The sequence below is a fragment of the Bradyrhizobium sp. SUTN9-2 genome (genome assembly GCF_003122645.1).
Classification (GTDB): Bacteria; Pseudomonadota; Alphaproteobacteria; order Rhizobiales; family Xanthobacteraceae; genus Bradyrhizobium; species Bradyrhizobium yuanmingense.
The window spans coordinates 6101405-6125283 of the sequence record NZ_LAXE01000001.1 but is presented as its reverse complement, the minus strand read 5'-3'; the positions used below and the strand labels follow the sequence as shown (position 1 = coordinate 6125283).

Annotated in this window: 27 protein-coding genes; 19 read left to right on the top strand and 8 right to left on the bottom strand. The window is 64.9% G+C overall.

The features are described from left to right. Positions 1-39 precede the first annotated feature (39 nt). Entirely contained in the window at positions 40-714 is a 675-nt protein-coding gene (locus XF30_RS28360; RefSeq protein WP_109144507.1) for a polyamine aminopropyltransferase, read from the top strand. A gap of 13 nt (positions 715-727) precedes the next feature. On the opposite strand, the gene XF30_RS28355 is transcribed toward XF30_RS28360, so the two are convergent. Beyond that, positions 728-1189 (bottom strand): nuclear transport factor 2 family protein, encoded by a 462-nt coding sequence (locus tag XF30_RS28355; protein ID WP_109144506.1) that lies wholly within the window; start codon positions 1187-1189, stop codon positions 728-730. Between the two features lie 122 nt (positions 1190-1311). Next, the gene (locus tag XF30_RS28350) at positions 1312-2226 is read right to left on the bottom strand and encodes an alpha/beta fold hydrolase (protein ID WP_109145881.1); all 915 of its coding nucleotides are present in this window, start codon (positions 2224-2226) and stop codon (positions 1312-1314) included. Between the two features lie 162 nt (positions 2227-2388). Here XF30_RS28350 and XF30_RS28345 point away from each other — a divergent pair, with 162 nt between their 5' ends. The 16 genes from XF30_RS28345 to XF30_RS28270 all read left to right on the top strand — a co-directional run bounded on the left by XF30_RS28345 (position 2389) and on the right by XF30_RS28270 (position 16327). Then, positions 2389-2769 carry a hypothetical protein gene (locus XF30_RS28345; RefSeq protein WP_036043133.1) on the top strand — a complete coding sequence of 127 codons (381 nt, stop codon included), beginning with the start codon at positions 2389-2391 and terminating at the stop codon, positions 2767-2769. After that, positions 2766-3848 carry a PHA/PHB synthase family protein gene (locus XF30_RS28340; protein WP_109144505.1) on the top strand — a complete coding sequence of 361 codons (1083 nt, stop codon included), beginning with the start codon at positions 2766-2768 and terminating at the stop codon, positions 3846-3848. The genes XF30_RS28345 and XF30_RS28340 overlap by 4 nt, the downstream gene beginning before the upstream one ends. Further along, the gene (locus XF30_RS28335; RefSeq protein ID WP_036043135.1) at positions 3845-4438 is read left to right on the top strand and encodes a GNAT family N-acetyltransferase; all 594 of its coding nucleotides are present in this window, start codon (positions 3845-3847) and stop codon (positions 4436-4438) included. Before XF30_RS28340 ends, XF30_RS28335 begins: the two co-directional genes overlap by 4 nt. 223 nt (positions 4439-4661) lie before the next feature. Next, complete coding sequence (locus XF30_RS28330; protein ID WP_036004804.1) at positions 4662-5117, top strand: phasin; 456 nt, start codon at positions 4662-4664, stop codon at positions 5115-5117. A 186-nt stretch (positions 5118-5303) separates the two neighbouring features. Continuing rightward, a complete protein-coding gene (locus XF30_RS28325) occupies positions 5304-6590 on the top strand; it encodes a DUF445 domain-containing protein (RefSeq protein ID WP_109144504.1) in 1287 nt (428 codons plus the stop codon). Positions 6591-6792: 202 nt separating this feature from the next. Next, a complete protein-coding gene (locus tag XF30_RS28320) occupies positions 6793-7563 on the top strand; it encodes an esterase/lipase family protein (protein ID WP_109144503.1) in 771 nt (256 codons plus the stop codon). 131 nt (positions 7564-7694) lie between these two features. Continuing rightward, positions 7695-8561 (top strand): phenylacetic acid degradation operon negative regulatory protein PaaX, encoded by an 867-nt coding sequence (gene paaX, locus XF30_RS28315; protein WP_109144502.1) that lies wholly within the window; start codon positions 7695-7697, stop codon positions 8559-8561. Between the two features lie 75 nt (positions 8562-8636). Beyond that, on the top strand, positions 8637-9629 hold the full coding sequence (gene paaA, locus XF30_RS28310; RefSeq protein WP_036004899.1) for a 1,2-phenylacetyl-CoA epoxidase subunit PaaA: 993 nt from the start codon (positions 8637-8639) through the stop codon (positions 9627-9629). A 9-nt stretch (positions 9630-9638) separates the two neighbouring features. Further along, a complete protein-coding gene (gene paaB / locus XF30_RS28305) occupies positions 9639-9926 on the top strand; it encodes a 1,2-phenylacetyl-CoA epoxidase subunit PaaB (protein WP_109144501.1) in 288 nt (95 codons plus the stop codon). Continuing rightward, positions 9926-10702 (top strand): 1,2-phenylacetyl-CoA epoxidase subunit PaaC, encoded by a 777-nt coding sequence (paaC, locus tag XF30_RS28300; protein WP_192893277.1) that lies wholly within the window; start codon positions 9926-9928, stop codon positions 10700-10702. Before paaB ends, paaC begins: the two co-directional genes overlap by 1 nt. Then, positions 10696-11196, top strand: a complete 501-nt coding sequence (gene paaD, locus XF30_RS28295) for a 1,2-phenylacetyl-CoA epoxidase subunit PaaD (protein ID WP_109144499.1) — start codon at positions 10696-10698, stop codon at positions 11194-11196. Before paaC ends, paaD begins: the two co-directional genes overlap by 7 nt. Positions 11197-11198: 2 nt before the next feature. Next, positions 11199-12281, top strand: coding sequence for a 1,2-phenylacetyl-CoA epoxidase subunit PaaE (gene paaE / locus XF30_RS28290; protein ID WP_109144498.1), 1083 nt, complete (start codon positions 11199-11201; stop codon positions 12279-12281). Positions 12282-12382: 101 nt separating this feature from the next. Next, complete coding sequence (gene paaI, locus XF30_RS28285) at positions 12383-12832, top strand: hydroxyphenylacetyl-CoA thioesterase PaaI (protein WP_109144497.1); 450 nt, start codon at positions 12383-12385, stop codon at positions 12830-12832. A 39-nt stretch (positions 12833-12871) separates the two neighbouring features. Further along, positions 12872-14203 (top strand): phenylacetate--CoA ligase PaaK, encoded by a 1332-nt coding sequence (paaK, locus tag XF30_RS28280; RefSeq protein WP_036025742.1) that lies wholly within the window; start codon positions 12872-12874, stop codon positions 14201-14203. Between the two features lie 64 nt (positions 14204-14267). Then, positions 14268-15269 carry a quinone oxidoreductase family protein gene (locus XF30_RS28275; protein WP_109144496.1) on the top strand — a complete coding sequence of 334 codons (1002 nt, stop codon included), beginning with the start codon at positions 14268-14270 and terminating at the stop codon, positions 15267-15269. A gap of 2 nt (positions 15270-15271) precedes the next feature. Next, a complete protein-coding gene (locus XF30_RS28270) occupies positions 15272-16327 on the top strand; it encodes a YeeE/YedE family protein (RefSeq protein WP_109144495.1) in 1056 nt (351 codons plus the stop codon). Here XF30_RS28270 and XF30_RS28265 read toward each other — a convergent pair. After that, positions 16306-17220, bottom strand: a complete 915-nt coding sequence (locus XF30_RS28265) for a DMT family transporter (RefSeq protein ID WP_109144494.1) — start codon at positions 17218-17220, stop codon at positions 16306-16308. The genes XF30_RS28270 and XF30_RS28265 overlap by 22 nt on opposite strands. An 83-nt stretch (positions 17221-17303) precedes the next feature. Between XF30_RS28265 and pdxR the strand changes: the two genes are divergently transcribed. Then, positions 17304-18749: a MocR-like pyridoxine biosynthesis transcription factor PdxR gene (gene pdxR, locus XF30_RS28260; protein WP_109145880.1), complete on the top strand. Its 1446-nt coding sequence runs from the start codon at positions 17304-17306 to the stop codon at positions 18747-18749. A gap of 10 nt (positions 18750-18759) precedes the next feature. On the opposite strand, the gene XF30_RS28255 is transcribed toward pdxR, so the two are convergent. The 4 genes from XF30_RS28255 to XF30_RS28240 form a co-directional block, all read right to left on the bottom strand. Next, entirely contained in the window at positions 18760-19983 is a 1224-nt protein-coding gene (locus XF30_RS28255) for a bifunctional alpha/beta hydrolase/OsmC family protein (protein WP_109144493.1), read from the bottom strand. A gap of 25 nt (positions 19984-20008) precedes the next feature. Continuing rightward, positions 20009-20668, bottom strand: coding sequence for a sulfite oxidase-like oxidoreductase (locus tag XF30_RS28250; protein ID WP_109144492.1), 660 nt, complete (start codon positions 20666-20668; stop codon positions 20009-20011). Between the two features lie 86 nt (positions 20669-20754). Further along, positions 20755-21978, bottom strand: coding sequence for a cytochrome P450 (locus XF30_RS28245; RefSeq protein ID WP_036025735.1), 1224 nt, complete (start codon positions 21976-21978; stop codon positions 20755-20757). Positions 21979-22034: 56 nt separating this feature from the next. Next, on the bottom strand, positions 22035-22244 hold the full coding sequence (locus tag XF30_RS28240) for a ferredoxin (protein WP_018648108.1): 210 nt from the start codon (positions 22242-22244) through the stop codon (positions 22035-22037). A 138-nt stretch (positions 22245-22382) separates the two neighbouring features. On the opposite strand from XF30_RS28240, the gene XF30_RS28235 reads away from it, so the two are divergent. Continuing rightward, positions 22383-23030 (top strand): TetR/AcrR family transcriptional regulator, encoded by a 648-nt coding sequence (locus tag XF30_RS28235; protein WP_036025733.1) that lies wholly within the window; start codon positions 22383-22385, stop codon positions 23028-23030. Positions 23031-23127: 97 nt separating this feature from the next. Here the strand turns inward: XF30_RS28235 and XF30_RS28230 are convergent, their stop codons facing one another. Then, positions 23128-23766, bottom strand: a complete 639-nt coding sequence (locus XF30_RS28230; RefSeq protein ID WP_109144491.1) for an aspartate/glutamate racemase family protein — start codon at positions 23764-23766, stop codon at positions 23128-23130. Positions 23767-23879 lie beyond the last annotated feature (113 nt).

The window sequence follows — 23879 nt, the reverse complement described above, 5'->3', positions numbered from 1 at the left end:
TAACCCACCCTACAATCCTGTTCGTGCTAAAGCATTCCCATGATTCCCTGGGAAAAGATCGACACCGCCAAGATCCCCGGTTCCGACGAGGAGCTCCGCCTGATGCGGCGGGGCAAGGAGTTCTCCATCAAGCTCGGCACCAACGAGCTGATGAACAGCCGCCTGTCGGGGTCGGAAGCGGCGCTGGCAACCCTTGCCGCGAAGCAGATCGAGAAAGTCGCAAAGCCCGTCGTTCTCATCGGCGGTCTCGGCATGGGTTTTACGCTACGCGCGGCGCTGGCCGTGCTCGGAGCCCAGGCGAAGATCGTGGTCTCCGAGTTGGTGCCGTCGGTCGTCGCCTGGGCGCGAGGCCCGATGGCCGAGGTCTTCGGCGATAGCCTCGATGATGCCAGGGTGAGCATTCGCGAGATCGATGTCGGTGAAATCATCCGGGCGAAGCGTTCGGCCTTCGACGCCATCCTGCTCGACGTCGACAACGGGCCCGAAGGGCTGACCCGGAAGGGCAATGACGCGCTCTACGATGCGAGCGGGCTGCAGGTTGCGAAGACGGCGCTGCGGGCGGGAGGCGTGCTGGCCGTCTGGTCGTCGGGACCCAATCCGCCGTTCACAGGGCGCCTCAAGCGCGCCGGCTTCGACGTCAACGAAGTCAACGTTCGCGCCACCGGCAGAGGCGGCGGCGCGCGCCACGTGATCTGGATCGCGCGGAAAGGCTAGGCGCGCCTCGAGGCTAGAACATCGTGTTGCCGTTCGCCGGGTTTTCAGGAATCTCCTGAATGACGTCCCAATGCTCGACGATCTTGCCGTTCTCCAGCTTGAAGATGTCGACGATCGCGCGGCCCCTGGTGCCGGGCTCGCGAACGGAGTGGACGTGCAGGATGACGAAGTCGCCCTCCGCGAAGCTGCGCTTGATCTCGCTGCGCGAGTTCGGAAACTTCTCGCGCAGGAAGCTGATGAACTTTCGGAAGCCCTCCGGCCCGTCGGGAGCGGTTGGATTGTGCTGGACGTAACGGTTGCCGACATAGGCGAGGGCGGCGTCGGCGTCCTTCTGATTGAGGCCCTTCTCATAGAAGGCCAGCACAGTTTGGCGGTTGGCTTCTTCCTGCGCGCTGGCCGCCATCGCGGCGCCGCCGGCGAGAGACAATATGAGAATGGAAGCGGCCATTGCCGCCGATCGAATGATGAAGTGCATGTGAGCTCCGAGAGGCCGCAGCCTCTGTCTGGCGTCTAAGACGGTCTGTATAGCCTTCATCGGAACCCGCGTTAAGACAGGCACCGGCTGCTCACATGGTCACCTGGAGGAGACCGGCCGGCCTAGGCCGCCTGCGCCGCCGCGCCATGCGCGTGCTTGTCGATCGCGTCGATGATTTCCGGCCAGAAGCGCATGGGCAGCGCGTGGCCCATCCCCTCGATCATCAGCAGCTTTGCGTTCGGGATCGACGCGGCCGTGTCCTTGCCGCCTTCGGGGCGGACCAACGGATCGACGGTGCCGTGAATCACGAGCGTCGGAACCTTCACGGTGTGCAGCCGCTCCTTGCGGCTGCCCGAGGCAAGCACGGCGCGGAGCTGACGGCCGACGCCGGCCGGATTGAGCCCGCGCGCGAACACCCGCTCGGCGCGGCCGGGGTCGAGCGCTTCCTCTTCCGGGAAATGCCCGGCGCGCAGCACCTTCCAGGTCTGGCCATAGCGGACGATGAACTCCTCCTTGCTGCGCGGCGGCGGTGCCATCAGCACCGCGGCGGCCTCGCGCGTCGGCGGCGGCACGCGCGGATTGCCCGTCGTCGACATGATCGAGGTCAGCGAGCGCACGCGGTGCGGAAACGACAGCGTCACCTCCTGCGCGATCATGCCGCCCATGGACGCCCCGACGAGATGCGCCGACTTGATGCCGAGCGCATCCATCAGCCCGACCGTGTCCTTGGCCATGTCGATCAGCTTGTAGGTGGCGGCCACCGGGATGCGCAAGAAGCGCAGCTTCAGCAGCTCGAACGGCGTCAGCCGCTTGCCGCCGGTGAGATGGCTCGACTTGCCGATGTCTCGGTTGTCAAAGCGGATCACGCGGAAGCCGCGTGCGGCGAGCTGCTCGCAGAACGCATCGTCCCAATGGATCATCTGCGCGCCGAGGCCCATGATCAGCAGTAGCGGCTCGGCATTTTCGTTGCCGAAGATCTCGTAGCAGATGTCGATGCCGTTGGCGCGGACGGTCTGGGACGGTTGATGGGCGGTCACGGGTTCCTCCTGCTGACCGATGCTGTATCGCACGGTTTCATTCCACGAAGAAGCCGCGTCTCCGACGTTGCGTCAGTTGCTTGCCGGTTGACCGGCACCACGCAACGGTGTGGTATGGCGGGACAAGAAGGGTGCAAAGCCCTCCGCATTGGGAGGACGCTGATGACCGACAAGATCACTGATCCGGTCGCCTTGTGGCAGAAGATGGTTGGCGAAATGGAGAAGGGTTTCAACTCCTTCGCGACTAAGGCGATGGAGACGCCCGAATTCTCGCAGGCCATGAACCGCGCCGGCGGCGTTGCTGCAGGTGCTCAGAAGCAATTCGGCGATCTCATGGAGCGATACCTGCTCTCGATGAACCTGCCGAGCCGCGAGCAGATCACCGGCATCGCGGAACGGCTCCAGTCGATCGAAGGCCAGCTCGGCGAGATCAAGTCGATGCTGAGCCAGATGTCGGCCAATTCGGGCGCGCAGCAACCCGGCGCCGCGCCGCGGCCGCCGCGCACCAAACGTCCGCCGTCCGAAGGCGGAGACCAAAAATGAACGCGCCGGCGGGACTTGATCTTGCGTCGATCCCGGAGCGCATCCAGTCCGAGGTGCAGCGCGCGATTCAGCGCAGCATCAAGGGCGTCGAATATTTCTCGAGCTCAGGCCCCTCGCTCGGCTCGACGCCAAAGGACGTGCTGCACTCGCGCGGCACCATGAGCCTGTATCACTACCGGCCGATGTCGGACGAGATTTACCGCGTGCCGGTGCTGATCGTGATGGCAACCACCAACCGCGGCTACATCCTCGATCTCGTGCCCGGTCAAAGTTTCATCGAGTTCCTGCTGAAACGCGGCTACGACGTCTACATGCTGGACTGGAGCGCGCCGAGGCCGGAGGAGAAGAGCCTGCGCATGGAGGACTATGTCCTCGACTTCATTCCGGACTGCGTCCGCCGCGTGCAAGCCGATTCCGGCGAGCAGGACGTCTCCGTTATCGGCTATTGCTTTGGCGGCGTGCTGTCGCTGCTCTACGGCGCGATCCACAAGGACGGGCCGATGAAGAACCTGATCTGCTTCACCACGCCGATCGACTTCCGGGAGATGAAGCTGTTCTCGAACTTCTCCGACCGCCGCTATTTCGACGTCGACCACCTTGTCGACAGCGTCGGCAACGTGCCGCCGGAGATGATCCTGTCCTCGTTTGAGATGCTGCGCCCGGCCTCGCGCACGGTGAGTCAGATCCAGCTCTGGGAAAACATCTGGAACGACGAGTTCGTGAAGTCGTACCGCATGTTCGACCGCTGGGCGACGGACACGCTGCCGCTCGCCGGCGAATATTTCCGCACCATCACCAAGGACCTGATGTGGGACAACAAGCTGTTCAACGACAGCATGTCGGTCGGCGGCCGTGTGGCCAAGCTCAAGAACATCACGGTGCCGATCCTGCATGCCGTCGCCGAGCATGATCACATCGTGCCCTACGAGGCCGCCAAGCACCTGATCGCCAAGATCGGCTCGACCGACAAGGAAGAGGTGATCCTGAAGGGCGGTCACGTCTCGCTCGTCGCCGGCGCCAACGCGGTGAAGCGGCTGTGGCCGAAACTGGATTCCTGGCTGGGAAAGAGATCGACATGAGCGAGCAGCGTTCCTATCCGCGCGACGTCAAGACCGACGCCGGCGCCATCGAGATCCGCCTGATGTCGCCCGCGGACGAGGCCGCCGTGCTGGCCTTCGGCAAGGGCCTGCCGACCCACGATTTGTTGTTCCTGCCGCGCAACATTAGCGAGCCGAAGGTGCTGTCGGCCTGGGTCAAGGAGATCGAGCGCGGAGCGATCACGAGCCTGCTGGCGGTGAGAGAGGGCAGGGTCGTTGGTTGCGGCACGCTGGTGCGCGATCCCCATTCCTGGTCGCCCCATGTCGGTGAGATCCGCATGGTGGTTTCGCCCGAGGTCCGCGGCAAGGGCGTGGGCAAGGCGCTGTCGCAGGAGACCTTTGCCCTCGCGCTCGGGGCGGGTCTGGAAAAGCTCTCGGTCCAGATGACGGTGGATCAGCAGGCGGCCATCGCCCTGTTCGAGAGCCTCGGCTTCAAGGCCGAAGCCCTGCTGCGGGACCATGTGCGGGACGTCGACGGCAAGACCCACGACATCGTCGTGCTCGGCCACAACATCGCGCAGGTCCAGGCTCAGATGGAGGCCTACGGCCTGCCTGGCGCCGTGCAGCACTAAACAGGGGGCGTCCGACATTGGGTCCGGATCGGACCCATTCACGTGCCCCCATGGCTACGGAAGCATCAGGATGCCTCTCGCGAGGGCTGTTCACTATTTCGTGATATCGCACTGCAATATCAATATTGCAATGCACAATTAACCGTGCCATATAGGTCGTGCCCCGGGCCAATGCGGACGGGGTGAGCCCATAGCTCAAACCATTGAGGATGGAGAGAACCCCATGACCACTGAAACCAACACCGCTTTCGAGGGCTTCAAGGACGCTTTCAAGAACATCCAGAACCTGGAAGTTCCCGAGGCCGCCCGCGAATTCGTCAAGAAGACTGCCAACACTGCCAAGGACCGTGCTGCCGAGGTGTTCGCTGGCTCCGAGCGCGTGACCGCCGCCGTCGAGAACGCGGTGACCGAGTCCATCACCGAGGCCGGCAAGATCAGCCGCAACATCCAGCAGGCGATCTACGAGGACGCCGAGGCGTTCTTCTCGGGCATCGACAAGCTCGCGTCCGCCAAGTCGGTCAGCGAAGCCGTCGAGATCCAGTCGAGCCTGCTCCGCTCCCGCGGCGAAGTGTTCGTCTCGCGCGCCAAGGCGACCGCCGACTATCTCGGCAAGCTCGCCGCCAACGGTGCGAAGTCCGCTCAGGACAATTTCGCCAAGGTCTACAGCAAGACCGCCTGATCTGGCGCCTGAGCACAAACTGAATTTAAGGCCCGCTTCGGCGGGCCTTTGTTTTTGCGCCGCCGTCATTGCGAGGAGCTCGCGACAAAATTGCGTAGCAATTTTGCGCTGATGCGACGAACAATCCAAAGTCTTTGAACGATTCTGGATCGCTTCGCTCGCAATGACGAGTACTGTGATGCAGTCATGGACTCATCTGTCACCTTTTCCTTCGACGCCCCCGGCGATGCCGAACGAGCGGCCGAGCTGCGCCGCGTCAAGGCGCTGGCGACTTTGGTGCTGGCCGCGACGCTGGCACTGTTCGTCGTCGCGAAATGGCTTCTGCCCGTGCATCCCGTGTTCGGCTTCATTGCCGCCTTCGCCGAGGCCGCGACCATCGGCGGGCTCGCCGACTGGTATGCCGTGGTGGCGCTGTTCAAGCGGCCGCTCGGCCTGCCGATCCCGCACACCGCGATCATCCAGAGCAACCAGGCCCGCATCGCCGACAAGCTCGGCGAATTCATCCAGGTGCATTTCCTCGAGGCGGGTCCAGTCGAAGCCAAGCTGAAGGAGATCGACTTCGGCTCCTTCGTCGCCGACTGGTTGCGCGACCGCAAGCGCAGCGACGACCTTGCGCGCTTTGCGCTGCGGCTGTTGCCGGAGGCCGTATCCGCAACCGAAAGCTCCGGCCTGATGACCTTCATCATCCGCCGCATGTCCTCGCAGCTCCAGGCGATCGACCTCGCGCCGCTCGCGGCCGGCACGCTGCGCGGCTTCGTCGCGGAGGGACGGCACCAGATCCTGTTCGACGATCTCCTGCGCGTGATGCACGAGACCTTGAACCAGACGGAGACGATGGCGATGATCCGCGAGAAGGTGCGCGCGGAATTGCCGACCCTGCTCAAGCTCTATCGCGCCGACAAGTTTCTGGTGAACAAGATCGTGGCCTCCGCCACCGCCTTCTTCAACGAAGTGCGCAGCGATCCCAAGCATCCGTTCCGCGGCGAGTTCGACCGCATGGTGCTGAACTTCGTCGACAGGCTCGGCACCGATCAGGCCTATATCGACCGCATCGACGGCCTGAAACGCGATCTCCTGGCGCGGCCGGAGCTTGCCGATCTCGCCCGCACCGTCTGGGCCAACACGCGCTCCTTCATCGAGCGCAGCGCGAGCGGCGAGACGCAGGTGCTGCAACATCATCTCGCCGGGATGTTCGTCTCGGCTGGCGAGGCGCTCGCCGGCGATGCCGAGCTGCGCGGCGAGATCAACAAGGGTCTCGTGACCGTGCTGCGCAGCTTCGTCGCGGACCAGAAGAGCGGCGTCTCCACCTTCATCTCCGATCAGGTCAAGGCGTGGAATATGACGCAGCTGATTTCGCTGATCGAAATCAACATCGGCCGCGACCTGCAATACATCCGCTTCAACGGCTCGTTGATCGGCGGGCTCGCCGGGCTCGCGCTCTACACCGTAGAATTCCTGCTCCGATTGTTGTGACTTTTGCGTCACGGCCGTTAGCATTAACGCGCGGACCTATTGTCGCCCCGCGTCTCTCCCGCTTGAATGTCGGGAACCGGCCGCCTAGCTGATTCATGTTGCGCTGCGGAACGATCAAGAAGCCGGTGCATTGGAATTCATGCCGATTTGCCGGTCTCGCTGCCGGCGGCCTTTCCAGGAATTCTTCCCAGGGGAAATATTGATGACCGCAACTGCCCAGACGCTGCGCCCGCCGTCCCGCACCTTGATGTTTCTGGAGGGGCGCGCGATCCACGAGTTCGGCGCATTCCTCGGCGCGCTGCCGCTGTTGAGCCTTGCGCCGCGCGGTGATGGGCATCCGGTGCTGGTGCTGCCAGGCCTCGTGGCCTCCGACACCTCCACTGGCGCGCTGCGCACGTTTCTGAGCAGCAAGGGCTATGCAGTGGCTGGTTGGCGCCAAGGCCGCAACTACGGCCTGCGGCCCGGCGTGCAGGATGCGATGCTCGATCAGATCCGAGAGCTCAACGACACCCACGGCCGCAAGATCAGCTTGGTCGGTTGGAGCCTCGGTGGCATCTATGCGCGCCAGCTTGCCAAGATGGTGCCTGACAGCGTGCGCCAGGTGATTACGCTTGGTAGCCCCTTTGCCGGCGATCCACGCTCAACCAACGCCTGGCGCGTCTATGAATGGGCGAGCGGCCGCAAGGCCGACGAGGTTGATCCGCGTTTCGGCGGCGAGCTTGCCGCTCCGCCGCCGGTGCCGACCACCGCCATCTTCAGCCGCACCGACGGCGTCTGTGCCTGGCAGGGCTGCATGGAGAAGTCGGGCGCACAGACCGAGAGCATCGAGGTCGAGAGCAGCCATTGCGGCATGGGTCATCATCCGGCCGCCGTCTATGCCGTAGCCGATCGCCTCGCGCAGAAGGAAGGCCAGTGGCGCCCGTTCGATCGCAGCGGCTGGCGCAGCGTGGTGTATCCCGATCCGCATCGGTAGCGCTCCTCTTCACCTCTCCCTGCAAGCTGGGCGAGGTCGGATTGCATCGGAGATGCGATAGCGGGGAGAAGGAGAAGAGCCGTCGTCCCGCTCCACTGTCGCGCCTGCACCAAACGCGCTAAGGCTGCCGCATGGCGCATCCGCTCTCTCGTATCATCGACCAGCTCAAGCGCGAGCCCTCGCGCACCGGCTCCATCGTCATCACAGTGTTTGGTGATGCCATCGTGCCGCGTGGTGGCTCGGTGTGGCTCGGCACGCTTCTGGAATTCTTCGAAAGCCTCGACATCGACAGCGGCGTGGTGCGCACCGCAATGTCGCGGCTTGCCGCCGACGGCTGGCTGACGCGCGAGAAGGTCGGCCGCAACAGTTTCTATCGCCTGGCCGACAAGGGCCGCCAGACCTTCGAGGCCGCGACGCGCCACATCTACGATCCGCCGCCGTCCGACTGGACCGGGCGCTTCGAGCTGCTGCTGATCGGCAATGGCGAGGATCGCGACGCTTCGCGCGAAGCGCTCCGCAATGCCGGCTTCGGCAGCCCGCTGCCCGGCGTGTGGGTCGCGCCATCGGGCGTTCCGGTGCCGGATGAGGCCGCGGGCGCGATCCGCCTCGAAGTCTCGGCGGAAGACGACAGCGGCCGCCGTCTGCTCAGCGCGAGCTGGCCGCTCGATCGGACCGCCGATGCCTATCTGAAATTCATGAAGACGTTCGAGCCGCTGCGCGCCGCGATCGCGCGCGGCACGGATCTGTCCGAGGCCGACGCCTTCACCGCGCGGATCCTCTTGATCCACCATTACCGCCGCGTCGTGCTGCGCGATCCATTGCTGCCCGAGACCCTGCTGCCGCCGGATTGGCCGGGCAGGGCCGCCCGCGAACTCTGCGGCGCAATCTACCGCGCGCTGCTCGCCCCGTCCGAACAATGGCTCGACAGCCATGGAACCAACGAAAAAGGGCCGTTGCCGGCGGCGCGAAAGCTGCTGGAACGGAGGTTCGGCGCCTGACTATTATGTTACAGAAATATCTTGCATGGCCTAAATTATGTTATATATTCCCTCCTAATAAACAGGAGGACGCGCATGTACACCCAGGCGCTGAACACGGCCGAGACCGCTGATCGCGATCTGGAGGACGCAGGCAAGGCTGCGCAGTTCCAGGCCCGCATCGATGCCGAGGAGCGCATCGAGCCGAACGACTGGATGCCGGCGGCCTATCGCAAAACGCTGACCCGCCAGATCTCCCAGCACGCCCATTCTGAAATCGTCGGCATGCTACCAGAAGGCAACTGGATCACGCGCGCCCCGACCTTGCGCCGCAAGGCCGCGCTGCTCGCCAAGGTGCAGGATGAATGCGGCCACGGGCTCTATCTCTATGCCGCCGCCGAGACGCTCGGCTCCTCGCGCGAGGAGCTGGTCGACGCCATGCTCGCCGGCAAGGCCAAATATTCCTCGATCTTCAATTATCCGACGCTGACCTGGGCCGACATCGGCACGATCGGCTGGCTGGTCGACGGCGCCGCGATCATGAACCAGATCCCGCTGTGCCGCTGCTCCTACGGGCCCTATGCGCGCGCAATGATTCGCGTCTGTAAGGAGGAGTCCTTCCACCAGCGCCAGGGCTACGAGATCATGGTGACGCTGTGCCGCGGCTCGGAGGAGCAGAAGGCGATGGCGCAGGACGCGCTGAACCGCTGGTGGTGGCCGGTGCTGATGATGTTCGGCCCGCCGGATGCGACGAGCCAGCACAGCGACACCTCGACGAAGTGGAAGATCAAGCGCTTCTCCAATGACGAGCTGCGCCAGAAATTCGTCGATGCCACCGTGCCGCAGGCGCAATATCTCGGCCTCACCATTCCCGATCCCGGCATGATTCAGGACGCCGACGGCCACTGGCGCTACAGCGAGATCGACTGGACCGAATTCAAGCAGGTGCTGGCCGGCAACGGCCCGTGCAATCGCGACCGCATGGCCGCGCGCCGCAAGGCGCACGAGGAGGGCGCCTGGGTGCGCGAGGCGGCAGCTAGCTATGCCGCCAAGCGCGCCCAGCGTCAGACCGCCCAGGCTGCCGAATAGGAGGCCGATATGGCCACGCCGAACACGCCGCTGTGGGAAGTCTTCATTCGCAGCCGCAACGGGCTCGCACACAAGCATGTCGGCTCGCTGCATGCGAGCGATGCGACCATGGCGCTGCAGGCCGCCCGCGACATCTACACCCGGCGCGGCGAGGGCCTGTCGATCTGGGTCGTGCCCTCGAGCGCGATCACCGCGAGCGATCCCGCCGAGAAGGGCATGATGTTCGAGCCGGCGGAATCCAAGATCTACCGGCACCCGACGTTCTACGAGGTGCCGGATGAAGTGGGGCACATGTGATGGTGGTCGCCAACATCCAGGTCTCCGAAACCCCGCTGGTGATCTACGCGTTGCGCCGCGCCGACGATGCGCTGATCCTCGGTCACAGGCTGTCGGAATGGTGCGGGCATGCGCCGATGCTGGAAGAGGACATGGCACTCTCCAACATCGCGCTCGACCTGATCGGCCAGGCGCGGGAGCTCTACACCTTTGCCGCCAAGGTCGAAGGCAGGGACAACGACGAGGACAAGCTCGCTTACTTGCGCGACGTGCGGCAGTACCGCAATCTTCTCCTAGTCGAGCAACCCAACGGCGATTTTGCCCAGACCCTGGTGCGGCAATTCTTCTATTCCGCCTTCGCCGATCTCTACTGGCGCGCGATGATGAATTCGCGCGATGCGACGCTGGCGGCGATTGCTGCGAAATCGGAGAAGGAGAGCGCCTACCATCTGCGCCATGCCTCGGAATGGATTATCCGGCTCGGCGACGGCACTGAGGAGAGCCACGCGCGCACGCAAGGAGCGATCGATCATCTCTGGGCCTTTACCGGCGAGATGTTTGCCGTCGACGACGGCGAACGCGCGCTGATCCATGCCGGCATTGCCGTCGATCCCGCAAGCTTGCGCGGGCGCTGGCTGGCGACGCTCTCGGACGTCACGCGTGAAGCAACGCTCGCGCTGCCGCAGAACGAGTGGATGCAGCAGGGCGGCCGCTCCGGTCGTCACAGCGAGCATCTCGGCCACCTCCTGTCGGAGCTGCAATCGATGCAGCGGACTTTTCCGGGGCTGACATGGTGATGGTGACCGATGACGCCGCGCTGCGCCAGCGCGCCTGGGACGCCGCCGCCAGCGTGGTCGATCCGGAAATCCCGGTGCTGACCATCGGCGATCTCGGCGTGCTGCGCGACGTCGTTCTCGACGGCGATCATGTCGAGGTTGCGATCACGCCGACCTATTCGGGCTGTCCGGGGATGAACATGATCGCGCTCGAAATCGAGATCGCGCTGGAGCGCGCCGGTTTCCATCATCCGAAGGTACGAACCGTGCTGTCGCCGGCCTGGACCACGGACTGGTTGACCGAGGACGGACGCAAGAAGCTGCGCGCCTACGGCATCGCGCCGCCGCAAGCCTCGAACTCGCGCCGTGCGCTGTTCGGCGATCAGACGGTGGCGTGCCCGCAATGTGGCTCGGACAAGACAGAGCTGCTGTCCGAATTCGGCTCGACCTCCTGCAAGGCGCTCTGGCGCTGCAAGGCCTGCCGCGAACCCTTCGACTATTTCAAGTGCCATTGACCATGTCCGCAGCCGCACCGCGCTTCCATCGCCTCGCCGTCAGGGACCTCCGCCGCGAGGCCACGGACGCCGTCTCGATGACCTTTGCCATCCCCAACGAACTCGCCGGCGATTACGCCTTCACGCCTGGCCAGTATCTGACGCTGCGCGCCACGCTCGACGGCGAAGAGGTGCGCCGCTCCTATTCGATCTGCTCCGGCCCTGACGACGGCGAGATCCGTATCGCCGTCAAGAAGGTCGATGGCGGCGCATTTTCGAGCTGGGCCGCCGAAGATCTCAAATGCGGCGACGAGCTCGACGTGATGACGCCGACCGGCCGCTTCGGTCTGGTCCCGCCGACAGATCGTGCGCGCGTTCATGTCGGCTTCGCCGCCGGCTCCGGCATCACGCCGATCCTGTCGATCGTGAAGGGCGTGCTCGCGCGCGAGCCGGGCAGCCGCTTCTTTTTGTTCTACGGCAACCGCACCACCGACAACATCATGTTCCTCGAAGCGCTCGAGGAGCTCAAGGACCGCTTCATCGATCGTCTCTCGATCTTTTACGTGCTCTCCGGCGAGGAGCAGGACATTCCGATCCTGCATGGCCGGCTCGACGGCGACAAGGTGAGGGTGCTGCTCCGCGCGCTGGTGCCGGCGGCCAGCGTCGATCACGTCTTCATCTGCGGTCCTCTTGGCATGAGCGAGGAGATCGAGGCGACCTGCCGCGATCTCGGCATCGCCGACGAGCGCATCCATGTCGAGCGCTTCGTTTCCGAGTTCGGCGGCAAGCCGCGGCCGAAAAAGGCGGTTGCGCCCGACGCGCCGCCGAAGGCGATCGCCTCGCTGATCATCGACGGCAAGCGCCGCGACGTGCCCGTCGCCGAGGACGAGGCCATCCTCGATGCCGCGCTGCGCGCCGGCGTCGATCTGCCCTTCGCCTGCAAGGGCGGGATGTGCTCGACCTGCCGCGCCAAGCTGGTCGAAGGCGAGGCGCCGATGGACATCAACTATTCGCTGGAACCGTGGGAGCTCGAGGCCGGTTTTGTTCTCACCTGCCAGGCCAAGCCGTCCACCGAGCGTGTCGTGGTCGATTATGATCATGTCTGATCAGGCGTTCTGCGGCTCCGCAATGCAAATGCGTCGCAATATTTGACAGAGTGAGCCAACCAGAACAACATCATGAGCAACCGTCTGGCCGGGAGAAGCGCGTGAACGTCAAAGCCGCCCTGTCGCCTGAGGATATTGCCCGTGCCTGCGCCGAGGCGATGTGGGCTGAGGACGATGCCTCCAAGGGTCTCGGTATGGAGATCGTCGAGATCGGCCCGGGCTTCGCGACGCTCGCCATGACGGTGCGGCCTGATATGGTCAACGGCCAGCGTATTGCTCATGGCGGCTTCATCTTCACGCTCGCCGATTCCGCCTTCGCGTTCGCCTGCAACTCGCACAATGAGCGCGTCGTGGCGGCGCAGGGCCAGATCACCTTCATCAAGCCCGGCAAGCTCGGCGATCGTCTCATCGCCAAGGCGCGGGAGATCACGCGCGGCGGCCGCTCCGGCATCTACGATGTGCGTGTCACGGTGGGCGAGGTCGTCATCGCGGAATTCCGCGGACATTCCCGCGTCATTCCCGGCAAATGGCTGCCGGCGCAAGATCAATAAAACCAAACAAAAAAGAACAGGCAATGTGGGGAAACGAGGATGGCTCTGACGAGGCTCAAGGAAGGTGGCAACGCCTATAGCGCCGAGATGGATGCGCATGAGCGCGCCTCGCGCGGCGAGATCATGGCGCTGCAGAAGCAGCGGTTGGCGTGGTCGCTGAAGCACGCCTACGACAACGTCGCGCATTACCGCAAGGCGTTCGACAAAGCGGGCGTGCATCCGTCCGACTTTCGCGAGCTCTCTGATCTCGCCAAATTCCCGTTCACGGTGAAGACGGACCTGCGCGACAATTATCCCTTCGACATGTTCGCCGTGCCGCGCGAAAAGCTGGTGCGGGTGCATGCCTCATCCGGCACGACCGGAAAGCCGATCGTGGTCGGCTATACGCAGCGCGACATCGACACTTGGTCCGAGGTGATGGCGCGCTCGATCCGGGCCGCCGGCGGCCGCACCGGCATGATCATCCACAATGCGTATGGCTATGGACTCTTCACCGGCGGTCTCGGCGTGCACTACGGCGCCGAGAAGCTCGGCTGCACCGTGGTGCCGATCTCCGGCGGCATGACCGAGCGGCAGGTGCAGCTCATCAACGATTTCCGCCCCGACATCATCACGGTAACGCCGAGCTACATGCTGGCGATCCTCGACGAGTTCAAGCGCCAGAAGCTTGATCCGCGCCAGTGTTCGCTCAAGATCGGCATCTTCGGCGCGGAACCCTGGACCAACGCGATGCGCGCCGAGATCGAGGACGCCTTCGACATGGACGCGACCGACATCTATGGCCTGTCCGAGGTGATCGGCCCGGGCGTCGCTCAGGAATGCATCGAGACCAAGGACGGCCTGCACATCTGGGAGGATCATTTCTACCCGGAAGTGATCGACCCCGAGACCGGCGCGGTGCTGCCCGACGGCGAGAAGGGCGAGCTGGTCTTCACCTCGCTCACCAAGGAAGCCTTTCCGGTGATCCGCTATCGAACCCGCGACCTGACGCGGCTGCTGCCGGGAACGGCACGGCCGGGCATGCGGCGGATGGAGAAGGTGACCGGGCGCTCGGACGACATGATCATCCTGCGCGGCGTCAATCTGTTCCCGACCCAGATCGAGGAGGTGCTGCTCGCGACCGACTGGTGCGGCGGCCATTTCATCCTCGAGCTCACCCGGGAAGGCCGCATGGACGAGCTCACCATCATCGCCGAGGCGCGGCCCGAGAGCTGGGACGGCCGCGGCCTCGTTGACCATGCGGATCGAATTTCGACCCACATCAAGAATACGATCGGCGTCAGCTCCAGGGTGCAGGTAGTTGCGCCGGCCACGCTGGAGCGCTCGCTCGGCAAGGCCAAGCGGCTCTTCGACAAGCGGCCAAAGGACTGACCGGACGGATTGACTCGACCGGCGCCAGAGGCGACAAGGCCCGCGAGAAATCGCGGGTCTTTTCATGTCAGCCGATGCCAAAACCGTCGAAGCGCGCTGTGTGCGCCTCAGCGCCAAAGCTGAAAATGCCGCTGCGCTTGCGCCGACCATTGAGCGGCAGATGCTTGCGCGCGGGCCGAACGATCTTCTGATCGAGGTGAAGGCTGCCGCGGTCAATCCCTCCGACGTCAAGGCTGCGACCGGGCTGATGCCCTATGCCGTGTTCCCCCGGACCCCCGGCCGCGACTATGCCGGCGTGGTGATTGACGGGCCCGCCGCCACCATTGGGAACGAAGTGTTCGGCTCGTCCGGGGACCTCGGCATTCGTCGTGACGGCACTCATGCGAGCCGTCTCGTGGTCGAAGCCGATGCGGTCGTGGAGAAGCCGAAGACTGTGTCCTGGGAGGAGGCCGCCGGCATCGGCGTGCCCTTCGTGACCGCGATGGAAGGCTTTCGCAGGGCGGGCGTGCCGAAGCGCGGCGAGACCGTTCTGGTTTTCGGGGTGAATGGCAAGGTCGGTCAGGCCGCGGTGCAGATCGCGACCTGGCAGGGCGCGCGCGTGATCGGCGTGGTGCGCAGGGCGGAAGCCTATGAAGGCCACACCAACGCGCCCATCGAGGTGATCGACGCCTCCGCCACCGAAATCGCCGCGCGCGTGCACGAATTGACCGGCGGCAAGGGCGCCGACGTCGTCTTCAACACGGTCGGCGATCCCTATTTCCAGGCCGCGCACAAATCGCTCGCGCTTCGCGGCCGCCAAATCCTGATCGCCGCGATCGACCGCATCGTGCAGTTCAACATCCTCGAATTCTATCGGGGCCAGCACACTTATGTCGGCATCGACACGCTGGGTCTATCCTCGGCCGCGACGGGCGCGGTGCTGCGCGACCTCGGGCCGGGTTTCGCTAGCGGCCATCTGAAGCCGTTTCCGATCAGGGCGAATGCGATCTATCCGCTGGAGCGCGCGAAGGAAGCGTATGTTGCGGTCGCCGGCTCGTCACGTGACCGGGTGATCCTGAAGCCGTAACCATGGAATCCACGCAACTCGTTATCCTCGCCGGCCTGGCCATCGGTCTCGTCTACGGTGCCGTTGGCCTGCTCAGCGGTTTCTGCCTGATGAGCAGCATGCGCGGGTTACTGGCTGAGGGCGACGGGCGGCTGGTGCGGACCTACGCGCTCGCAATCGCTGTTGCGATCGCCGCGAGCCAGTTCCTCGCCGGCAGCGGCACGATCGATCTCGGCAAGTCGATCTATCTGCAGCAATCGTTTTCGCCGGCGGTGCTGTTCCTCGGCGGCCTGCTGTTCGGCTACGGCATGGTGCTTTCGAACGGCTGCGGCTTGCGGGCGCTGGTGCTGCTCGGCCGCGGCAATCTCCGCTCCTTCGTGGTCGTGATCGTGCTCGCGATTGCCGCGCAGATGACGCTGAAGGGCCTCATCGCACCGGCGCGCATTGCGCTGGTCCAGGCAACGCAAGCCACGGCTCCTGCCAATTCGCTGCCGTCGTTGCTGGCGACGCTCGGCTTCACGGAATCGCTTTCACGTGCGCTCGCCGCGGCCGCGACAACCGTCGCGCTGAGCCTGTTCGCTTTTGCGCATCCTGCGTTCCGTCGCTCGCCCGGTCAGGTCGTAGCGGGCATCATTGTGGGCCTCCTCGTCGCCGGCGGCTGGCTGGCCACCGGCTATCTCGGTGCCGACGACTTCAATCCGGTCCCCGTGACCTCCCTTACGTTCGTCGCGCCGATCGCCGATAGCCTGCAATATGCCATGCTCTCGACTGGACTGACGCTCAACTTCGGCATCGCGACGGTGGCCGGCGTCTTCGCCGGCAGTCTGGTGACGGCACTCGCAACTGGCCACTTCAAGCTCGAAGGCTATTCCTCGCCGCGCCACATGCTCCGCTCAGGGACCGGTGCCGCGCTGATGGGGATCGGCGGCGTGATGGCGTTCGGCTGCTCGATCGGGCAGGGGCTCACCGGCGTGTCTACGCTCGCGCTGGGATCGTGCGTCGCGGCTGCCGGCATCCTGCTCGGCACCGCGGCGGGCCTGCGCGGGGTTCTGCGGGTTCAGCCTCTCGCGGTGGCCTGACTGCGCAACAACCGATCGCCCAGCGTCGCAAGGCCGATGCCGGAGACGATCAGCGCGGCCGCGACGGCAAGGCTCGCGTCGATGGGTTCACCCAGAAGGATCGCAGCGCTGGCGATGCCGACCAGCGGTGTCCCGGTGGTGCCGAGCGACGTCGTCAGGGCTGAGATGCTCTTGTTGACCATCGACATCGCCCAATAAGCCAGGACCGTTCCGACCAGGCCCGAATAGAGAAACAACAATACGAGCCTCCACGACCACTCCACATGCGGGAGGCCATCCACAGCTGTCGCGCCGACCGACAGCACGATCGTTGCCACGAGCACCTGCCAAAGCAAAAGCTGAAGCGGAGATCCGATCCAGCGATGCGCGCGGATATAGATGATGTTCGCAGCCCAAGAGATCGCGGCCAGGATGACCATGCCGGCGCCGAGCAGCACGTTTGGGTTGGTCCAGTCGATCGAGGATGGATTCAGGATGACGGCAAGGCCGATCAGCCCGAGCAGAGCGCCGGCGAGCTTCGGCGCCGTCAGCGTGTCCTTGCCGAAAAGGGGCGCGGCGAGTGCGACCCAGAGCGGCGTGGTGTAGCCGAGCACGATGCCCTTGCTTGCGGGCAGGAAGCGAAGGCCGCTGGCAACCAGGATCGAGAACAGCGTCATATGCAGCAGCGCCACGCTCAGGATCACGGGAAAGTCGCGTCGCTCCGGGATCACGAGATTGTTGCTCAGTCCGAGCAGCACGAACAATCCAGCCAGCGCGATCCAACTCCGGATTGCCGCGCTCCACAACGGCGGGACGAACTGCACGAGCTGCTTGGTCACCGACCAATTCACGCCCCAGGCCAGCACCACGATGAGGAACAGGCCGATGGCCGCACGGGGTGACAGGGTGTTCATGTCGCAGGTCCTTGAAGCAGTCCGAGCCGCCGGATAGCATCCCGACTGGCATTTGAAAAAGTGCCAGATTGGAGAAGAAGAGAGTGCCAGTATCCGACACGACGATCTCCGCGTTGATCGAGCTGAAGCGGACCGATGGCGAGGGGCTGGTGGCGCAACTGACGAGCCAGCTGCGAGGCCTGATCGCGACCGGCCGCCTCGGCAAAGGCCGCGTGCTGCCGTCGAGTCGACGGCTTGCGAGCGATCTCGGCGTCTCGCGCAACACCGTCACATACGCGTTCGAGCAGCTCGCGGCCGAGGGATATGTCGCAGCGTCTCATGGCCGCCGTCCCGTGGTCATGATCGACGGCCACGAACGCATCGAACGGGGCGCCGTCGCAGCGGGCGAATGCGTCGGCAAACTGCGGCTCTCGCCTTGGGCTACGAAGCTCCAGCAGGCCGACTGGCCGATGTCTTATCGGGGGGAGCTCAAACCGCTGCGCCCGGGGCTGGGCGATTTCAGGGAGTTTCCGAACGAGGTCTGGGCACGCTGCCTGCGCCGCAGTGCCGTGCATGCAGGCAGGCGCGAGCTGGGACCGGTCAACCGGCTGCGCCTGCGGGAGGCGCTGACGCATTATCTGGCGACGAACCGGGACGTCCGCGCCACGGCGGAGCAGATCATGATCCTGCCGAGCGCGCAGGCCGCGCTGACCTTGATTGCTGCCACACTCATTTCACCGGGCGATCATGTATGGGTTGAAGACCCCGGCTATCCCGGCGCGGCGGCTGCCTTTCACGCATCCGGCGCGCGCCTGACCGGCATCAGGCTGGATGAACAGGGCATGCAGCGAATGCCAGGCCTTGGAGCTCCCAGGCTGATCTTCATGACGCCGTCGCATCAGCACCCAACCGGCCGGTTGATGTCGCTAGCCCGTCGAACCGAGTTTCTCGCGGCAAGCCGGCCCGGCAGGACCTGGATCGTCGAGGACGATTACGACGGCGAATTCCACTACGACAGCCGGCCGGTGCCGGCCTTGCAGGGGTTAGATGCCCATGGCCGTGTGTTCTATGTCGGCACATTCTCGAAGGCGATGAGGTCGGACATCCGGCTCGGCTATCTGGTCGCGCCGGCGGCGCTGGTCAGCACCTTGGAGATCGCGCAGCAGCACATGGGACTGATCGCCGCCAGCCACATCCAGGAGGCGCTGGCCGAATTCATCGCCGATGGGCACTTCCTCGCACATCTGCGCCGCATGCGCCGGCTCTATCACGCGCGCCGCGATCATCTTGTCGAGGAGCTGCAGCGGCATCTCGGTGGCATGCTCTTGGTCGAGGTGCCCCCCGGCGGTATCCAGCTCGTCGCCCGTCTCGAGCGCGGCCGCACTGATCGGGCGGCGGTGAAGCGGCTGGTCGAGGCGGGCGTCGAAACGCGCGCCTTGTCCAGCCTGGCGCTCGGCAAGCCGCGCGATCACGGCCTGCTGCTCGGCTTTGCGGCGTGGCGCGAAAACGAGATCAGCGCGGCCGTGCGCACGATGGCGTCGTGCTTCTAGTGGGGCATCGCTACTCCACCGCTTTCGTCACGATCCGGATCTCCGACGTCAGCGTCCGGTGCACCGGGCACTTGTCGGCGATCTCCATCAGCTTCTTGCGCTGCTCGGCATCGAGGGCGCCGTCGATCGCGATGTCGCGCTCGATCTGGTCGAGCATGCCCTCGCGGGTCTCGCACTCCGCACAATCCTTGGCGTAGATCTTGGAATGCTTCAGCGTGACCGTGACGCGGTCGAGCGGCAGCGACTTGCGGTCGGCATAGAGACGCATGGTCATCGAGGTGCAGGCACCTAAGCCGGCGAGCAGGAAATCGTACGGGCCGGGCCCGGCATCCGCGCCGCCGGCTGCAATGGGCTCGTCCGCCACCAGATGATGCGGGCCGACGGTGATGGTCTGGTTGAACTTGCTCTTGCGGGTCTCCTGCACCACGACCTTGCGCGGCTCCTCCGGCAGATCCATCGCCTTCGCGGGCGTCGCTGCATCGACGTAACGGCTGGCCCATGCCACGATTACGTCGGCGGCGTAGAGCGCGTCGGCAGGCTTGGTCAGAAGATGATCGGCATGGTCGAGCGAGACGAAGCTCTTGGGGTGTCTTGCCGCGACGAAGAGCTTCGTTGCGTTGTCGATGCCGACGGTGTCGTCGAGGGGCGAATGCATCACCAGCAGCGCCTTGTGCAGGCCGGTGACGTCCTTCATCAGCTCGTGCTCGGCGATGTCGTCGAGGAATTCGCGCTTGATCCGGAACGGGCGTCCCGCGAGCGAGACTTCGACCTCGCCCTGCGCGCGGATGTTGTCGAGATGCTCCCGGAACAGGCCGGTGACGTGGGCGGGATCCGAGGGCGCCGCGATGGTGGCCACCGCTCGTGCCTCGGGAATTTGTCCGGCAGCGGCGAGGATCGCGGCGCCACCCAGGCTATGGCCGATCAGGATCGAGGGTGCCTTGCGGGTCTCGCGCAGATGATCGGCCGCGCGCACGAGATCGGCAACGTTGGAGGAGAACGTCGAATTGGCGAAATCACCGCCGCTGGAGCCGAGCCCGGTGAAGTCGAAGCGCAGCACCGCGATGCCCTTGGCGGCGAGCGCGACCGAGATGCGCTTGGCCGCCAGCGTGTCCTTGCCGCAGGTGAAGCAATGCGCGAACAGCGCGAAAGCCGCGGGCTCGCCGTCAGGCAGCTCCAGCGCGGCCGCGAGCTGATGGCCGCCTTCGCCGGTGAATTGAAAGCGTTCCGTCGGCATGGGCTTCCCCCCGTCTTGCTCGAACCTAATCGCCCGAATAGCGCTGCTCGGCCCAGGGATCACCGCGGTTATGATAGCCGCGGACTTCCCAGAAGCCCGGCGCGTCCTCGGTCAGGAATTCGATGGCCTGGAGCCATTTCGCGCTCTTCCAGAAATAGAGGTGCGGCACGACCAGCCGCACCGGGCCGCCATGCTCCTCCGTCAGCGGCTGGCCGGACCAGCTGTGGGCGAGCAGCGCGTCCTCGGCGGCAAAATCCTCCAGCGCGAGATTGGTGGTGTAACCGTCATAGGAATGCAGCACGACGAAGCGAGCATCCTCGCGCGGCTGGCAGGCCACCAGCAGCTCACGCGTGGCGAGCCCTTCCCATTCGTTGTCATAGCGCGACCAGGTCGTGACGCAATGGATGTCCGAGGTGAACCGGGACTGCTTCTGCGCGGCGAATTCAGCAAAGGTCCAGAACACGGGGGCCTCGACCGCGCCATAGACGTCGAGCCGCCAGCGCTCGCGCGAGACCGGCGGCGTGACCCCGAGATCGAGTACCGGCCAGTCCTTGGTGAGGTGCTGCCCGGGCGGAAGCCTTTGATCCTCCGGGCGTGTCATCTTGCCGGTGAGAAAGCGGCCCTCGCGCGCCCACTTCTCGTTGATGCGCGTCAGCTTGCTGTCGGATGGCGTCTCGTCGGTCATGGCCTGTGCTCGTGGCGATGCATGGCAGAGGCGTGCTTGGTGTCGCGCCCGCCATGAAAGGCCTGTCCGCTTCCTTTGGGAAGGCCTTACATCGCCTTTCCGAGCAAAAATGGCAACTGGCGGGGGCCGCGCACCGTTCCTTGCGACCAAGTCACAGTGCCTGCCGGATCGAGCCGGAAGTCGGGAATCCGCTTCAGCCATTCCTCCAGCGCCACCTGCATTTCCATGCGCGCGAGGTTGGAACCGACGCAGCGGTGGATGCCGAGGCCGAAGGCCGCGTGACGATTCTCGCGCCGGTCGATCACGACTTTGTCAGCGTCCGGAAACATCGTGGGGTCGCGGTTGGCTGCCGGGAACGACAGCAGCACCATGTTGCCCGGCTTGACCGGACAGCCGGACACCGTGGTCTCCTTGACCACCTCGCGCGCCATCGTCACCGGCGAATAGGCGCGCAGCAGCTCCTCCACGGCGGTTGGAATCAGTCCGGGCTCGGCGATTAGCCGCTCGCGGTCGGCCGGCGTCTTCGCAAGATGCCAGAGCGAGGAGCCGATCGCGCTCCAGGTGGTGTCGATGCCGGCGATCAGCAGCAGGCGCAGCGAGCCCATCACATGGGTGTCCTCGAGCGGATTGCCGTTCTTGTCCCTGGCGTTCATCAGGTAGGAGATCAGGTCGTCGGTGGGCTTGCTCTTGCGCGCTTCGATGTGGCCGCCGAAATAGGCCGTCATCTCCTGCACGGCCTGGAGCAGCTTGCTCTCGTCCTTGATGCCGAGCTCGAGGATCATGTGGATCCAATTGATGAAAAGGTCGCTGTCGCTCTCGGGAATTCCGAGCATGTGCGCGATCGCCCGAACCGGGATGTGCTTGGTGTAGCGCGCCGCAGCGTCCACCCTCTGCTCGGCGATGAAGTCGTCGATCAGCTCGTTGCAGATGGCGCGGACGCGCGGCTCGAGCTTCTTCATCGCGTCCGGGGTGAACGGCGGCAGCAGCAATTGCTTGGCCGGCTTGTGCTCGGGCGGATCGGAGGTGATCGGCGGGGCTGCGTTCCTGCTGGTGATTTCCGGCCGTACGTCGCGGACGATGATGCGGCGGGAGGAGAAGTGCTCGGTGTCGTTGGCGATCTCGCGCACGGCCTCATAGGTCGTCGGCAAATAGCAGCCGAGGAAGCGTTTCGTGTGCACCACGGGGCTTACGGCTCGCAGCTCGTCCCAGATCGGGAACGGGTCCTCGGTCCATTGCGGATCGGTGTGGTCGAAATCATGAACCCAGTCGGTGACGGGCGGATGGGCGACAGGCTGGTCGACGTCGGACATGGCAGGGAATCCCTTGGCTCGTATTCGCTGAACGCAGCGGGGCGGCAACGGCCGCACTATTCCTCGATCACATCGATTGCGATTTCCGGGCAGTTGGATTTCGCAAGCCAGGCCTTGTCCTCAAGTCCCGGAGGGACGGTGCCGTCACCAGCTTCGTGCGCGTTGCCGTATTCGTCGAGCTCGAAAAGCTCCGGCGCGAGCGCCTTGCAGCGGGCATGGCCCTGGCATTTGTCGGGATCGACGTGAACCTTCAGTCGCTCTGCCATGCTCGGCTTCCTTGGTCGTGTGCGCGCGAGGGCCCGAAGGCGGCGCGTTTCCTCATCTCGGTTCTATTTAAGTTATATACTATTACATTCGCGGCGGGCTTCCCTTGTCAAGCGGGAACTTGTAGGCTTCGCCCCGACATGCGTTCACGACCAGCCCGCAAGCCCGCGAAGACCTACCACCATGGCGATCTTCGCGATGCGCTGATCGAGGCCGCGCTGCAAGAGGCGGAGCGGGGCGGCGCGGAGGCGATCAGCATCAAGGCGCTTGCCAAGAAGCTCGGGGTCTCGCAGCCGGCGCCATACCGGCATTTTGCCGACCGCGAGGCGCTGCTCGCCGCCGTCACCGCGCAAGCATTCCGGCAGCTCTCGGCGCTCTTGCGTGATGCGATGGCAAAGCCGTCGCAGCAATCGAAGCTCTCGCGGCTCGCACAGGCGACGCTCGATTTCGGCTTGCGCCGGAATGGCATCTACCGCCTGATGTTCGCCTCGCGCACGGTGTCCTGCGCGGCCAAGGGCAGCGAGCTGCACGAGGCAACGCGGGAGACCTTTGCGCTCGTCATCGAAGCTCTGGAAGCGCCCGCCGTGGGCTATTTGCGCGAACGGCAGGCGCTCAAGATCTGGGCGGCGCTGCACGGCGTGGTGATGCTGGCCGAGCAGGGCCTGTTCACGGGCGAGGCGGCGCATGCCACGCGCGAGGAGCTGGTCGAGGATTTCGTCAACGAGACGAAGGCTGCGCTTGCGGTCGCGATCAAGGATGCGCGACGTCGGACCAAGGCCGGCGCTTAGAGCATGATCCGGAAAAGTGCATGGCGGTTTTCCGAAAAGATCATGCTCAAACAATAACCTAAAGCGCGATGACGATCCATCCTAATCGCATCGCGCTTTAGGCCTTCGCCTTCAGCAGCTTCATCAGCTTTTCGACCGCGCTGTCCGGCGTGGTCACGACGGGGCGGCCGGTGGCCTCCGCGACCAGCGGCGCCGTCGCGGCGATGCTGAATTGCGCCAGCGCGATGACGTCGCAATCGCGCAAGCTCCGTGAGGCCTCCGCGATCAGCCGGTCATGCGTGGCGCGGTCGCCGCGGTCGAGCGCGGCCAGCGCGCCGTCGGCGAGCTTCGGCACCACCTCGACGGAGGCGGGAAACTCGGGCGGCATCGACGCCAGCGTCGGCTGAAAGGTCGAGAGCAGGCCGATGCGCCGGCCGATGGTCACCGCCCTCTCGATCATGGCCTCGTTCGGCTTCAGCACCGGCATCGGCGCATGCGCGCGCGCGACGGCCTCGATGCACGGGCCGAAGGCGGAGCAGGTGAACAGGATTCCATCCGCTCCCGTCGCCGCTGCATAGTCGCCGAGCGCGAGGAACCGTTCCGTCATGGCATTGTTGAGTTGCCCGTCGCGGGCGAGATCCGCCGAGAGACTGTCGTCAAGCAGGTTCATCAGCCGCGCCTCGGGCCACGCCTGCGCAAACGCTGCCTCGATCGGGGCGATGGAATGCTTGAGGGCGTGGATAAGGGCGATGCGCATGGGGGGCTCGATGCTTCTTCTCCCTCTCCCCGTTCTTACGGGGAGAGGGTCGGGGATGAGGGGCTCTCTCGGCACAAAAAGGTGAGAGTTGGACGCGCGGAAACTCCCCCTCA